We start from the raw sequence: 14699 nt of genomic DNA, 5'->3' as shown, positions 1-14699 counted from the left end.
CTCGTGTCCCCCGCTGCGGGCGTCATGAGCGGGCCTCGGGGTCGTCGTCCGGGGTGAGGAGTTCCGCGATGTCCAGGACGTGGTAGCCCTGCATCGACGGGAGGCAGCTGCCGCGGACCGGACCGATCACCGAGGACCACTCGGGGGGAATGGCCGTCGCGCCGGACAGCGCCCCCGCCAGCGCTCCCGCGACCGCCGCGGTCGTGTCCGCGTCGCGGCCCATGTTGACCGCCGTCAGGACTGACCTGCGGAAGTCGCCGCGGGCCGCCGCGAACGCGCCGAAGGCCAGACCCACCGCCTCCGGGGCCAGGTCCGTCCAGGGGTAGCCGCCGATGACGACCGCCGAGCGCACCGCCCGTTCCATCGCGAGCGTGTCCGCGTGGGTCCGCTGGGCCGCGACGACCGCGCGGCGCAGGGAGCGGGCGGTCCACGAGTCCATCGGGACCACGGACAGCGCCGCGCCGATCATCCCGGCCGGGCCGGAGCCCGCCATCGCCGCGGCGACGGCGGCCGCCACCGCCTGGCCGCCGTAGATGCCCTCGCCTTCGTGGCTGACGCTTCCGTCGATCGCGACCAGCCGCGCCGCCTCGGCCGGAAGGCCCGCCGCGAAGACTCCGAAGGGCGCCGCGCGCATCGCCAGGCCGTCGCTCCAGGCGTGCCGGTGCTGGGCCGAGATCGGTGCGGTCAGCCCGCGCCGCAGATTCTCCAGAGTGCCGCGTTCGCTGAACCCCGCCCCCCGGAACGGACCTTCGTCGAGGTCCACGATCCAGTGGTGCCAGGCCTGCTCGACATGGGTGACGGTCAGCGCCGAGCCGTGCCGGGCCAGCAACAGCCCGGAGAAGATGGCGTACTCGGTGTCGTCCGTGCCGGCCGGGTCGTCGCTCACAAAGCCTTCGATACGGCCCCATCGGCGCCGGATCTCGGACGGCCGCATGTTCTCGGCCGGGGCGCCGATCGCATCGCCCACGGCGAGACCGAGCATCGCCCCGCAGGCCCGGTCATGAAATGCCGCGGCCGAGCCCGTGGAGTCGGCCGGATCAGCAGGATTGCATGCAACCAACTCCATGGGGCGGGCCCCTTTCGCGAGCAGCCGAGCCTGTTCCTGCATCTGTCCCCCCTGCGAGGCACGACGAGTCTGGGAAACGCTTCTGTCACCCGCCTGACTCCAGGTAAGTACGGCCTGCCTTGCTGGCGGGCCCCTTACATCGCGCGTACTTTCGAGGGTGTTGAGGGGGAGCGGGGTCCAACAGGCCCGCTTCTGGAGCAAGGGGAGAGCTGTGTCCATCATCGAAACCGAAGCGACGCTTCACGCGGCGCATCGCGACAACCACACCCACCGCGATGTGAACGGCGGCTGGCTCCGCCCCGCCGTGTTCGGCGCGATGGACGGACTGGTCTCCAATCTGGCGCTGATGACCGGTGTGGCGGGTGGCTCGGTCTCGCAGCAGACCATCGTCATCACGGGCCTGGCCGGTCTTGCGGCGGGTGCGTTCTCCATGGCCGCCGGCGAGTACACCTCCGTCGCCTCGCAGCGTGAGCTCGTACAGGCCGAACTGGACGTCGAGCGGCGGGAGTTGCGCAAGCACCCGGTCGACGAGATGGAGGAGCTCGCGGCGCTGTACGTGGCACGCGGTGTGGAGCCCGCGCTCGCCCGCGAGGTGGCGATGCAGCTCTCCAGGGACCCGGAGCAGGCGCTGGAGATCCACGCGCGCGAGGAACTGGGCATCGACCCCGACGACCTGCCCTCGCCGACCGTCGCCGCGGTCTCCTCCTTCGCCTCGTTCGCGCTGGGTGCCCTGCTGCCCGTCCTGCCGTATCTGCTCGGCGCGAGCGTCCTGTGGCCCGCGGTGCTGCTGGCGCTCGTCGGGCTCTTCGCCTGCGGTGCGCTCGTCGCCCGGGTGACTGCCCGCTCCTGCTGGTACAGCGGACTGCGCCAGCTGGTCCTGGGTGGCGCGGCCGCGGCCCTGACGTACGGCCTCGGAGCGCTCTTCGGTGCCGCGGTCTGAGGAGCCGCCCTGTGGTGAGCCGCTCTCGGTGAGCCGCTCTCGGTGAGCCGCCTCCGGCCGATCCGCGCCGCCTCCGGCCGATCCGCGCCGCCTCCGGCCGATCCGCGCCGCCTCCGGTCAAGCGGAGCCGGAGCCGGATCCGGGCCGAGCCGCTCCCGACCCGGCCGAGCCGCCCCTGAGGGGCCGCCTCCGAGCCGCCCCGCCCTGCTTCGGAATCGTCCTCGCACCGGCCCTCACCAGGGCCGGTGCGCCCGTATGGTGCCGCCCGGCCCCGAACCTGTGACGTACGTCCCCTCCGCGGATCGGCCCCGGGGTGAGACACTATGCAAGGCACTACATAAGTAGCCGTAACTCCGTGGTTTCGCACCCTTAACCACGGGGCATGAGCCGAAGGCGCTGCGGGCAATGAAGCCTGCTCTGCGACGGGCGTGCGGATATCGATCTGTCCGACTGTGACCCGTGTGATCCACCTCCACCGCACGAAGCGGTGTCCGCATGCTGGAATGCGCTATCCACTTTTCGAGAAGCATTCCATCATGTAACCTGCACGAAATTTCGCGAGGGCCAACGTCGTCCCTCGGCAGTGAACATGCCACGACGACGACGGGAGAGCCGATGCGTTCCGACGCCTGGTCGCCCATGGACGGTCGCCCCGCCCCCCAGGGGATGTACGACCCCCGTAACGAACACGACGCCTGCGGTGTCGGGTTTGTGGCCACCCTGACCGGTGTGGCCAGCCATGCGCTGGTCGAGCAGGCGCTGACCGTACTGCGGAACCTCGAGCACCGCGGCGCCACCGGCTCCGAGCCCGACTCCGGCGACGGCGCCGGCATTCTGCTCCAGGTTCCGGACGCCTTCCTCCGTGAGGCCGCCGGCTTCGAGCTGCCCGAGGCCGGTTCGTACGCCGTCGGTATCGCCTTCCTGCCCGCGCAGGACAGCGCGGATGCTGTCTCACGTATTGAGACGATCGCTGCCGAGGAAGGACTGAACGTCCTCGGCTGGCGCGAGGTCCCGGTCACCCCGGATCTGCTCGGCAACGGCGCGCGCGCCACCATGCCGGCCTTCTCCCAGCTCTTCGTCTCGGACGGTACGAGCACGGGCATCGCTCTTGACCGCAAGGCGTTCGTCCTGCGCAAGCGCGCCGAGCGCGAGGCCGGTGTCTACTTCCCCTCGCTCTCCGCCCGCACCATCGTCTACAAGGGCATGCTGACCACCGGCCAGCTGGAGCCCTTCTTCCCGGACCTCTCCGACCGGCGCTGCGCCACCGCCGTCGCGCTCGTCCACTCGCGGTTCTCGACGAACACCTTCCCGAGCTGGCCGCTGGCCCACCCGTACCGCTTCGTCGCGCACAACGGCGAGATCAACACGGTCAAGGGCAACCGCAACTGGATGAAGGCCCGCGAGTCCCAGCTGGTGAGCGACCTCTTCGGCCCGGAGAAGCTGGACCGGATCTTCCCGCTCTGCACCCCCGACGCCTCCGACTCCGCGTCCTTCGACGAGGTGCTCGAGCTGCTCCACCTCGGCGGGCGCTCGCTGCCGCACTCCGTCCTCATGATGGTCCCCGAGGCGTGGGAGAACCACGACTCCATGGAGCCGCGGCGGCGCGCCTTCTACCAGTACCACTCCACGATGATGGAGCCCTGGGACGGCCCGGCCTGTGTCACCTTCACCGACGGCACCCAGGTCGGCGCGGTTCTCGACCGCAACGGCCTGCGCCCCGGCCGCTACTGGGTCACCGACGACGGACTCGTCGTTCTCTCCTCCGAGGTCGGCGTCCTGGACATCGACCCCGCCAAGGTCGTCCGCAAGGGCCGCCTCCAGCCCGGCAAGATGTTCCTCGTCGACACCGCCGAGCACCGCATCATCGAGGACGACGAGATCAAGTCCTCGCTCGCCGCCGAGCGCCCCTATCAGGAGTGGCTGGAAGCGGGCGAGATCGAGCTCGAGGACCTCCCCGAGCGCGAGCACATCGTCCACACCCACGCCTCGGTCACCCGCCGCCAGCAGACCTTCGGTTACACCGAGGAAGAGCTGCGCGTCATCCTCGCGCCGATGGCGCGCACCGCCGGTGAGCCGCTCGGCTCCATGGGCACGGACTCCCCGATCGCGGCGCTGTCCGAGCGCCCGCGGCTGCTCTTCGACTACTTCACCCAGCTGTTCGCGCAGGTCACCAACCCGCCGCTGGACGCCATCCGCGAGGAGCTCGTCACCTCCCTGCGCTCCTCGCTGGGCCCGCAGGGCAACCTCCTCGAGCCGACCGCGGCCTCCTGTCGCAGCGTCACCCTGCCCTTCCCGGTGATCGACAACGACGAGCTGGCCAAGCTCATCCACATCAACGCCGACGGCGACATGCCCGGCATGACCGCCGCGACGCTCTCCGGTCTCTACCGGGTCGGCGGCGGCGGCGACGCCCTCGCCGCCCGCATCGAGGCCATCTGCACCGAGGTCGACGCGGCCATAGAGGACGGCGCCCGCCTGATCGTCCTCTCCGACCGGCACTCGGACGCCGAGCACGCGCCGATCCCGTCGCTGCTGCTCACCTCCGCCGTGCACCACCACCTCATCCGCACCAAGCAGCGCACCCAGGTGGGCCTGCTGGTCGAGGCCGGCGATGTGCGCGAGGTGCACCATGTCGCGCTCCTCATCGGCTACGGCGCGGCCGCCGTCAACCCGTACCTGGCGATGGAGTCGGTCGAGGACCTGGTCCGCGCCGGTACGTTCATCGAGGGCCTGGAGCCCGAGCAGGCGATCCGCAACCTGATCTACGCCCTCGGCAAGGGCGTCCTGAAGGTCATGTCCAAGATGGGCATCTCGACGGTCGCCTCCTACCGCGGCGCGCAGGTCTTCGAGGCGGTCGGTCTCGACGAGGCCTTCGTCGAGAAGTACTTCCACGGCACGGCCACGAAGATCGGCGGCGCCGGTCTCGAGGTCACCGCCACCGAGGTCGCCGCCCGCCACGCCAAGGCGTACCCCGCCTCCGGTGTCCCCTCCGCGCACCGCGCGCTGGAGATCGGCGGCGAGTACCAGTGGCGCCGCGAGGGCGAGCCGCACCTCTTCGACCCGGAGACGGTCTTCCGGCTGCAGCACGCCACGCGCTCGCGCAGCTACGACATCTTCAAGAAGTACACGGACCGGGTGAACGAGCAGTCCGAGCGCCTGATGACGCTCCGCGGCCTGTTCGGCTTCAAGTCCGACCGTGCCTCGATCCCGCTCGACGAGGTCGAGTCGGCCGCCGAGATCGTCAAGCGCTTCTCCACCGGCGCGATGTCGTACGGCTCCATCTCCCGCGAGGCGCACGAAACCCTCGCCATCGCCATGAACCAGCTGGGCGGCAAGTCCAACACCGGTGAGGGCGGCGAGGACCCGGACCGCCTGTACGACCCGGCGCGCCGCTCCTCCATCAAGCAGGTCGCCTCCGGCCGCTTCGGTGTGACCAGTGAATACCTGGTCAACGCGGACGACATCCAGATCAAGATGGCGCAGGGCGCGAAGCCCGGCGAGGGCGGCCAGCTGCCCGGCCACAAGGTCTACCCGTGGGTCGCCAAGACCCGGCACAGCACACCCGGTGTCGGTCTGATCTCCCCGCCGCCGCACCACGACATCTACTCCATCGAGGACCTGGCTCAGCTGATCCACGACCTCAAGAACGCCAACCCGGCGGCACGTATCCACGTGAAGCTGGTCTCCGAGGTCGGTGTCGGGACCGTCGCCGCGGGTGTCTCCAAGGCCCACGCGGACGTCGTCCTCATCTCCGGCCACGACGGCGGTACGGGCGCCTCGCCGCTGACATCGCTCAAGCACGCGGGCGGCCCCTGGGAGCTCGGTCTCGCCGAGACCCAGCAGACGCTGCTGCTCAACGGCCTGCGCGACCGTATCGTCGTGCAGACCGACGGCCAGCTGAAGACCGGCCGTGACGTGATCATCGCCGCGCTGCTCGGCGCCGAGGAGTTCGGTTTCGCGACCGCGCCGCTCGTCGTCTCCGGCTGCATCATGATGCGCGTCTGCCACCTGGACACCTGCCCGGTCGGCATCGCCACGCAGAACCCGGTGCTGCGCGACCGGTTCTCCGGCAAGGCCGAGTACATCGTCAACTTCTTCGAGTTCATCGCCGAGGAGGTCCGCGAGCTCCTCGCCGAGCTGGGCTTCCGTACGCTCGAAGAGGCCGTCGGCCACGCCGAGCTGCTGGACACCGAGCGGGCAGTGAACCACTGGAAGGCGCAGGGCCTGGACCTCAAGTCCCTCTTCTACGTCCCCGAGCTGCCGGACGGCGCCGTGCGCCACGCGCTGATCGAGCAGGACCACGGTCTGGAGAAGGCGCTCGACAACGAGCTGATCAAGCTCGCCGCCGATGCGCTGGGCGCCGACTCCGCCGAGGCGGCCCAGCCGGTCCGCGCGCAGATCGCGATCCGCAACATCAACCGCACGGTCGGCACGATGCTCGGCCACGAGGTGACGAAGAAGTTCGGCGGTGCGGGCCTGCCCGAGGACACCATCGACATCACCTTCACCGGCTCGGCCGGCCAGTCCTTCGGCGCTTTCCTGCCGCGCGGTGTGACGCTGCGGCTGGAGGGCGACGCCAATGACTACGTCGGCAAGGGCCTCTCCGGCGGCCGTGTCGTCGTCCGCCCGGACCGGGGGGCCGATCACCTCGCCGAGTACTCGACCATCGCGGGCAACACCATCGCCTACGGTGCGACCGGCGGCGAGCTGTTCCTGCGCGGCCGGACGGGCGAGCGGTTCTGCGTCCGCAACTCCGGTGCCACGGTTGTCTCGGAGGGTGTGGGCGACCACGGCTGCGAGTACATGACCGGCGGTCACGCGGTGGTGCTCGGCGAGACGGGTCGCAACTTCGCGGCCGGCATGTCCGGTGGCATCGCGTACGTCATCGACCTCGACCGCGACAACGTCAACATCGGCAACGTCGAGGCCGTCGAAGCGCTGTCGGACACCGACAAGCAGTGGCTGCACGATGTCGTGCGCCGCCACCAGGAGGAGACGGGCTCGACCGTCGCGTCGAAGCTGCTGGCCGAGTGGTCCACCGCGGTGGATCGATTCAGCAAGATCATCCCGACCACGTACAAGGCCGTGCTCGCCGCCAAGGACGCCGCTGAGCTCGCCGGTCTCTCCGAGCAGGAGACCACCGAGAAGATGATGGAGGCGGCGACCAATGGCTGACCCCAAGGGCTTTCTCACCAACGGACGCGAGGTCGCCGAGACCCGTCCGGTGGGCGAGCGGCTGAAGGACTGGAACGAGGTCTACGTTCCGGGCTCCCTGCTGCCGATCATCAGCAAGCAGGCCGGCCGCTGCATGGACTGCGGAATCCCGTTCTGCCACAACGGCTGTCCGCTCGGGAACCTCATCCCCGAGTGGAACGACTACGCCTACCGCGAGGACTGGTCGGCGGCGAGCGAGCGGCTGCACGCGACCAACAACTTCCCGGAGTTCACGGGCCGTCTGTGCCCCGCTCCGTGCGAGGCCGCCTGCGTGCTCGGCATCAACCAGCCGGCCGTCACCATCAAGAACGTCGAAGTCTCGATCATCGACAAGGCGTGGGACAGCGGCGACGTGACCCCGCAGCCGCCGGAGCGGCTTTCCGGCAAGACGGTCGCGGTCATCGGCTCGGGCCCGGCCGGTCTGGCCGCCGCCCAGCAGCTGACCCGGGCGGGCCACACGGTCGCCGTCTACGAGCGCGCGGACCGCATCGGAGGGCTTCTCCGGTACGGCATCCCCGAGTTCAAGATGGAGAAGGTGCACATCAACCGCCGTATCGAGCAGATGCGCGCGGAGGGCACCAAGTTCCGTACGGAGGTCGAGATCGGCCGCGACATCGACGCGGCGAAGCTGCGCAGGCGGTACGACGCGGTGGTCATCGCGGCGGGCGCCACGGTCTCGCGCGACCTGCCCGCCCCCGGGCGTGAGCTGAACGGCATCCACTTCGCGATGGAGTACCTGCCGCTCGCCAACAAGGTGGTCGAGGGCGACTTCGTCGCTCCGCCGATCACCGCGGAGGGCAAGCACGTCGTCGTCATCGGCGGCGGCGACACGGGCGCGGACTGCGTGGGCACGGCGCACCGGCAGGGAGCGGCCTCGGTCACCCAGCTGGAGATCATGCCGCGTCCGGGCGAGGAGCGCTCGGCCGGTCAGCCCTGGCCGACCTTCCCGATGCTCTACAAGGTCACCTCGGCGCACGAGGAGGGCGGCGAGCGGGTCTACTCCGTCTCCACCACCCACTTCGAGGGCGACGAGGACGGCAACGTCCAGTACCTGCACCTCGTCGAGGTGGAGTTCAAGGGCGGCAAGCTGGAGCAGAAGGCCGGCACCGAGCGGAAGATCCCCGCGCAGCTGGTCACCCTGGCGATGGGCTTCACCGGCACGGACCAGGAGAACGGCCTGGTCCAGCAGTTCGGCCTGGAGCTCGACGAGCGCGGCAACGTGGCGCGGGACGCGGAGTTCGCGACGAACGTCGACGGCGTGTACGTTGCCGGTGACGCGGGCCGCGGCCAGTCACTGATCGTGTGGGCGATCGCCGAGGGCCGCTCGGCGGCACGCGGTGTGGACCGCTATCTGACCGGCGCGAGCGAGCTGCCGGCTCCGATCCGTCCCACGGACCGCGCGCTGACGGTCTGATCTCTCCCCAGACGTCCCGTACAACGGCGTACGGGCCGGGTCTTCCGGGGGGTACACCCCCGAGGCCCCGGCAACGCGGCGCCTGCCCTGTCCCCGACCGGACACTGGGCAGGCGCCGCACTGCGTTTCCGCTCGTTTCGCCGGTCCGGCCGGCTGTCGCGCTCAGACCGCGTCGGCGTGCTGCACCGGGGCGGGCTCGGCGGCGTGCTGCACCGGGGCGGGCTCGGCGGGGGCCGGCACCGCGACGGGGACGGTGCGCGGCCGCAGCAGGTGGCGGACCAGGATCGCCGCCAGCATCAGGACCACCGCCACCGTGCCCACCGTGATCTGCCAGGCCTGGGTGAACTCGGCCGCCAGGTCGGGGTGCCGGCCCGCCGTCACCTCGCCGGCCGACGCGCGGTCGCCCACCCGGGACTCCACCAGGGTGATCAGGGCCGCTCCGAAGCCGGCCAGGACCAGTGCGCCCGTGCCGCCCCTCGCCGTGTTGAGGAGGCCCGATGCCATGCCCACGCGCTCCGGTTCGACGATGCTCATCGCCTGGGCGTCGATCTGGCCCAGGACCAGGCCGTTGGCGATACCGATCAGCAGCAGCGGAGTCGCCAGCCGGGCCGGGCCCGCGTCCGGAGCGAGCGCCAGGGCCAGCCAGAGGTTGCCCGCCGCGGAGAGCAGCAGCGCACCGGCGACCAGATGGCGGGCCGGGAGGCCGCGGCCCACCAGCCAGCCGCCGACCGAGGGGAACGCGAAGACCGGCGCGGTCGTCATCAGCATGATCAGACCCGCGTCACCGGCCGAGAGTCCGCCCGCGCCCTGAAGATAGGTCGGGAGGAAGACCAGGATGCCGGTCGCCCCGCCCGCCGTGGACATCGCGCCCAGCGTCCAGCCCATGAACCGGCGGTCGCGCACCAGCGTGAGATCGAGAACAGGGTGGTCGCTGCGTCGCTCCACCGCCCAGAAGGCCACCAGCAGTACGGCCCCGGCCGTCAGCGGCCCCAGCACCTGCACGCTGCCCCAGCCGGCCTGCGCGCCCTGGGTGACGGCGAACATCAGCAGCGCGAGACCGGCGATGAAGGTGACCACTCCCGGCCGGTCCACCCGGGGCCGTGCGTCCGCCCGGGACTCCGGCATCAGACGCGTCGCGAGCAGAATGACCACCCCGGCGATTCCGAAGCCCAGGAAGGTCGCACGCCACCCGAACGCTCCCACCAGAGCACCGGAGAGTGTGGGCCCGACCGCGATGCCGACCCCGGCGACGGTGCCGACGGAGGCGAACACCCGGGTACGCGCCGACCCGTCGAAGACCGTCGCGAGGATTGCCGCACCGCCCGCCATCACCCCGGCCCCGCCGACACCCGCGAGGGTACGGGCGATGTCGAGGACCAGGATGTTCTGGGCCGTGGAGGCGGTCAGGGTGCCCACCCCGTAGAGCGCCGCTCCGGCCGCGTACACCTTCCGCCGCCCGAGCAGGTCGCCGAGCGAGCCCGCGACGAGCATCACCGAGGAGGCCGCCAGCATGTACCCGGTGACCACCCACTGGAGGGCTGTGCCCGAGGCGTCGAGGTCCCGGCCTATCTCCGGAAGGGCGAGGGCGGTGCCGGTCATCGCCATGGGGAGGACGAGATAGCCGAAGAGCACGACCAGCAGGGTGAGCACGGGGCGGGAGAGACGTCGCGTTGTCATGTGCCCCACCGTTGTACCTGAACCAAGGTTGAGGTCAAGTTCTGTTCCGTACTGCTGTGTTGAGGTCTCCCGCGGCACGTCCTCGAACGCGGGACAGCAGGACAGCGGGAGGGGGACAGCGGAACGGCAGTGTTGGCCGGGCGCCGGAAGGGCTCCCTGGCGGTGACGTAATCTCGACTCTCCCGTCACTCCTGTCATATTGAACGAACGGAGCCCTGCATGGCGGCCATCAGCCTCCGCAAGGTCGAGGAGACCGCGCCCGCGCTCGTCAGTCTCTACAAGAGCGCCGGCGTCTCCTTGGACAAGCACCGGCTGAGCGGCGAGCGCGCGGCCGTCTATCTGGTGCTCGACTACTCCGGCTCCATGAAGGAGTACTACAAGGACGGCAGCGTCCAGGCCCTCGCCGACCGGGTGCTCGGTCTGTCGGCCCATCTCGACGACGACGGCCGGGTGCCCGTCGTCTTCTTCTCCACGGACGTCGACGCCGTCACGGACATCGCCCTGGAGAACCACCGCGGGCGGGTCGACGAGATCGTCGCGGGCCTCGGCCACATGGGCAGGACCAGTTACCACCTGGCCATGGACGCGGTCATCGACCACTACATCGACAGCGGCTCGACCGCGCCCGCGCTCGTCGTCTTCCAGACGGACGGCGGCCCGATCAGCAAGCACGCGGCGGAACGCTATCTGTGCAAGGCGGCGAAGCTGCCGCTGTTCTGGCAGTTCGTCGGCTTCGGCAACCGGCGCAGCTCGCAGTTCGACTTCCTGCACAAGCTCGACGAACTCGCCGTCCCCGCCAAGCGTGCCGTCGACAACGCCGGCTTCTTCCATGCCGGACTCGACCCGCGGCAGGTCGCGGACGCCGAGCTGTACGACCGCTTGGTCGCCGAGTTCCCCTCCTGGCTGGCCGCGGCCCGCGCACAGGGCATCGTGCGATGACGGTGCGGGTGTTGCGGGCCGCCGACCGCAGGGCCGTGCCCTGGAAGAACGGCGGCGGGGTCACCCGGGAGATCGCGGCCTCGCCGGAGGGCGCCTCGATGGACGCCTTCGTCTGGCGGATCAGCCTTGCGGATGTCGGCGCGGACGGCCCGTTCTCCGCGTTCCCGCACGCGGACCGGACTCTGACCGTGGTCGAGGGCGCGGGGATGGAGCTCAGGGTGGGCGGGGAGCGCCGGGTCGTGGACGAGAGGTTCCGGCCCTACGACTTCCCCGGGGACGTGGAGACCGACGGCCGCCTCATCGACGGGCCTGTCGTCAACTTCAACGTGATGCACCGCAGGAGCCGTACGGCATGCCTGACTTCGGTGGTACGGGGAGGACTGCTGGTCGCCGTCCCCTCCGGCGCGACCGTGGTGATCGTCGCACTGGAGGGGACCACGGTGCTCAAGGAGGCGGGAGTGACGCTCGAGCGGTACGACGCGGCGCTGCTGGACGCCGCGCCCGGCTCACTGCACACGGACGGGCACGCGGCGGTCGTCACCCTGCAGAATGGGTGAGCGGGGGCCGGGAGGCGGGCCACGGAGGCCGAGTGTGCCTCGGGGGAGGCGTGAACATCAGCTCGGAATCCCGACAGAAGATGTCGGGATATGGCGATGGGATGGGCTCATGACCTCTTCCACATGGGCAGATTTCCGGGCGGCGGAGCCGGTCTTCGCCGAGACCGTCCACCAGCGCTTCACGCGGTACAGGCATCACGTCCTGGCCACCCTGCGCAAGGACGGGTCCCCGCGGGTGAGCGGCCTCGAGGTGGACGTCCGCTTCGGCGAGATGTGGCTCGGCATGATGGCGAACTCCCGCAAGGCGCAGGACCTCCAGCGCGATCCGCGCTGTGCGGTCCAGGCGAACCCCGGGCCCGACGACTCGATGGACGGCGGGGACGTACGGATCGGCGGGCGTGCGGTGGAGGTGACCGATCCCGAGGTGATCGGGCGGTACGCACAGGAGGTCGGGCAGCCGGAGCCGTTCCAGCTGTTCCGGGTCGAGCTGGGCGAGGTGGTGCAGACGTGCGTCGAGGGCGAGGAGCTCGTCGTACGGACCTGGCGGCCGGGCGGAGCCGTACGGACCCTCCGCCGCCGCTGATCCTGCGCGGACCTGCGTGGACCTGCGTGGACCTGCGCGGACCTGCGTGGACCTCCGCGGTCACCCGGCAAGCACGCGGGCCCGGCACCGGGCGGGGGTGCCCCAGGCGTCCCGCAGAGGCCGCGCCTTGCGCAGCCAGAGCGAGAGGTCGAGCTCCTCGGTGTAGCCGACCGCGCCGTGCAGTTGGAGCGCGGCGCGAGCGGCGGCGTACGCGGCCTCACCGGCGGTCACCTTGGCTGCGGCGATATCGGCCGGGGCCATAGACAGGGCGGCGCCGTACAGGAGCGGCCGGGCGAACTCGAGGCCGATCAGGGTGTCGGCAAGCCGGTGCTTGACCGCCTGGAAGGTGCCGATGGCCGTGCCGAACTGGGTGCGCTGCCTGACGTACGCGACGGTGCGGTCGAGCAGGGCGAGCCCGACGCCGAGTGACTGCGCGGCCGTGACGAACGCGGCGACGTCAGCGGCGTACGCGGCGGCGACGCCCACATGGGGCCCATCGGCCAGCACCTCGCCTCCGCCGCCGGGCACGACCAGCCGCCGCACGGGATCGGCGGACACGTGGACGTCGCCGTACCCGGGGGCGATGCGCAGGGTGCCGCCCGGGGGACGCATATCGCGCCCGGCGGCTGCGGCTGCGGTCGCGTCCCGCCCGGCGTCCCTGCCGGTCGCCGTCTCCGCGGCCGACACCACCAACGTCACCGTCGCGGCGTGCGCGTCCAGTGCGTACGGGCCACCGCGCGCCATGGCCAGCGTTGCCGTCGACTCTCCCGACGCGAGCCCCGGCAGCAGCCGCTTCGCGGGCGACGCGTCGCCCAGCTCCGCCAGGCGCGTCAGCACCGCCGCCGCCGCGACCGTTTCGACCAGCGGGCCCGGCACCGCATGGCGGCCCAGCTCCACGAAGGCGACGGCCAGTTCCACCGGGAGCGGGCCCACGCCCTCGTACGCCTCCGGTGCGGCCAGCGCGAAGACCCCCGCCTCCGCCAGGCGCGACCACAGGGCCAGGCCCGGAGCGGGGTCGCCGGCAGCCCACGCCCGTGCCGCCGACGGCGTGTCCGCCGCCGACAGCATCGCGTCCAGCGAGCGTGCGAAGGCCTGCTGTTCGTCGGTGAGCAGGAAACGCATCAGCGGCGGCCCTTCGGGAGGCCGAGCAGACGCTCGGCGACGATGTCGCGCTGGATCTCGTTCGTACCGGCGTAGAGGGGTCCGGCGAGGGAGAAGACGTACCCCTGTGCCCACTCGCCGTCCGTCAACTCCCCCTCAGCGCCCAGTAGATCGAGCGCCGTCTCGTGCAGGGCGATGTCGTACTCGGACCAGAAGACCTTGTTCAGGCTGGACTCGGCGCCGATGCTCGCGCCCGCCGCGAAACGCGAGGCGTTGGCGTAGGTGAAGAGCTGATAGGCGCGCGCGCCGATGACCGCGTCCGCGACCCGGTCGCGCAGTGCCGTGTCCGAGGGATCGGCGCCCGTGCGCCACTGCCGCACCAGACGGTCCGCGGCGGCCAGGAAGCGGCCGGGGGAGCGCAGCGTCAGCCCCCGCTCGTTTCCCGTCGTGGACATCGCGATCCGCCAGCCCTGGCCCGGCTCGCCGATCACGTCCTCGTCGGGCACGAAGACCTGGTCCAGGAAGAGCTCGGCGAAGGCGGGCTTCCCGTCGAGCCGGCCGATGGGCCGGACCGTCACCCCCGGGGCCGACAGATCGAACATCAGATACGTCAGCCCCTGATGGGCCTTGGGTGCATCGGGGTCCGTACGGAAGATGCCGAAGGCCCGGTCGGCGAACGGGGCCCGCGAGGACCAGGTCTTCTGCCCGCTCAGCAGCCAGCCGCCGGCCGTCCGTACGGCACGGGACTTCAGCGACGCGAGGTCGGAACCGGACTCGGGCTCGGACCATGCCTGGGCCCAGATGACCTCGCCGCTCGCCATCGCGGGCAGCACCCGGGCGCGCTGCTCCTCGGTGGCGTGGTCGAAGAGTGTCGGGGCGAGGAGATGGATGCCGTTCTGCGAGACCCGGCCGGGCGCCCCCGCCGCGTAGTACTCCTCCTCGAAGACCAGCCAGCCGAAGATGCCGGCGCCCCGGCCGCCGTACTGGCGTGGCCAGGAGACGACCGACCAGCGGTCCGCGTGCAGCCTGGCCTCCCACTCGCGGTGCGCCGCGAAGCCCTCCTCCGTCTCGAGGGAGGGAAGCGGGGCGGCGGGAACATGCTCGGCGAGCCAGGCCCGCGCCTCGGCGCGGAGGGTCTCCTCGTCGGCGGAGAGGTCCAGGTCCATGCTCATCCTTCCCTAACAAGTGTTTGGTAGGTTAACGTGCTG

Annotated in this window: 10 protein-coding genes; 6 read left to right on the top strand and 4 right to left on the bottom strand. The window is 71.1% G+C overall.

Going from position 1 to position 14699, the window contains the following annotated elements:
- Positions 1–22: 22 nt before the first annotated feature.
- Positions 23–982: an ADP-ribosylglycohydrolase family protein gene (locus tag OG883_RS21405; protein ID WP_266549286.1), complete on the bottom strand. Its 960-nt coding sequence runs from the start codon at positions 980–982 to the stop codon at positions 23–25.
- A 295-nt stretch (positions 983–1277) separates the two neighbouring features.
- Between OG883_RS21405 and OG883_RS21400 the strand changes: the two genes are divergently transcribed.
- The 3 genes from OG883_RS21400 (at position 1278) to OG883_RS21390 (ending at position 8634) form a co-directional block, all read left to right on the top strand.
- Positions 1278–2006: a VIT1/CCC1 transporter family protein gene (locus OG883_RS21400; RefSeq protein ID WP_266543256.1), complete on the top strand. Its 729-nt coding sequence runs from the start codon at positions 1278–1280 to the stop codon at positions 2004–2006.
- 615 nt (positions 2007–2621) lie between these two features.
- On the top strand, positions 2622–7181 hold the full coding sequence (gene gltB / locus OG883_RS21395; protein ID WP_266543254.1) for a glutamate synthase large subunit: 4560 nt from the start codon (positions 2622–2624) through the stop codon (positions 7179–7181).
- A complete protein-coding gene (locus OG883_RS21390; protein WP_266543252.1) occupies positions 7174–8634 on the top strand; it encodes a glutamate synthase subunit beta in 1461 nt (486 codons plus the stop codon). Before gltB ends, OG883_RS21390 begins: the two co-directional genes overlap by 8 nt.
- Positions 8635–8796: 162 nt before the next feature.
- Here the strand turns inward: OG883_RS21390 and OG883_RS21385 are convergent, their stop codons facing one another.
- On the bottom strand, positions 8797–10311 hold the full coding sequence (locus OG883_RS21385) for an MFS transporter (RefSeq protein WP_266543250.1): 1515 nt from the start codon (positions 10309–10311) through the stop codon (positions 8797–8799).
- A 219-nt stretch (positions 10312–10530) separates the two neighbouring features.
- Between OG883_RS21385 and OG883_RS21380 the strand changes: the two genes are divergently transcribed.
- The 3 genes from OG883_RS21380 to OG883_RS21370 all read left to right on the top strand — a co-directional run bounded on the left by OG883_RS21380 (position 10531) and on the right by OG883_RS21370 (position 12390).
- Complete coding sequence (locus OG883_RS21380; protein ID WP_266543249.1) at positions 10531–11250, top strand: VWA domain-containing protein; 720 nt, start codon at positions 10531–10533, stop codon at positions 11248–11250.
- The gene (locus OG883_RS21375; RefSeq protein ID WP_266543247.1) at positions 11247–11807 is read left to right on the top strand and encodes a HutD family protein; all 561 of its coding nucleotides are present in this window, start codon (positions 11247–11249) and stop codon (positions 11805–11807) included. Before OG883_RS21380 ends, OG883_RS21375 begins: the two co-directional genes overlap by 4 nt.
- Before the next feature lie 109 nt (positions 11808–11916).
- Positions 11917–12390 carry a pyridoxamine 5'-phosphate oxidase family protein gene (locus OG883_RS21370; RefSeq protein ID WP_266543245.1) on the top strand — a complete coding sequence of 158 codons (474 nt, stop codon included), beginning with the start codon at positions 11917–11919 and terminating at the stop codon, positions 12388–12390.
- A gap of 60 nt (positions 12391–12450) precedes the next feature.
- On the opposite strand, the gene OG883_RS21365 is transcribed toward OG883_RS21370, so the two are convergent.
- Positions 12451–13512: an acyl-CoA dehydrogenase family protein gene (locus tag OG883_RS21365; protein WP_266543243.1), complete on the bottom strand. Its 1062-nt coding sequence runs from the start codon at positions 13510–13512 to the stop codon at positions 12451–12453.
- The gene (locus OG883_RS21360) at positions 13512–14657 is read right to left on the bottom strand and encodes an acyl-CoA dehydrogenase family protein (protein ID WP_266543241.1); all 1146 of its coding nucleotides are present in this window, start codon (positions 14655–14657) and stop codon (positions 13512–13514) included. Before OG883_RS21360 ends, OG883_RS21365 begins: the two co-directional genes overlap by 1 nt.
- Positions 14658–14699 lie beyond the last annotated feature (42 nt).

The organism is Streptomyces sp. NBC_01142 (assembly GCF_026341125.1).
In the GTDB taxonomy this organism is placed as follows: Bacteria; Actinomycetota; Actinomycetes; order Streptomycetales; family Streptomycetaceae; genus Streptomyces.
Note: the sequence above shows the minus strand (reverse complement) of the source record. Positions and strands in the feature narration are given on the sequence as shown.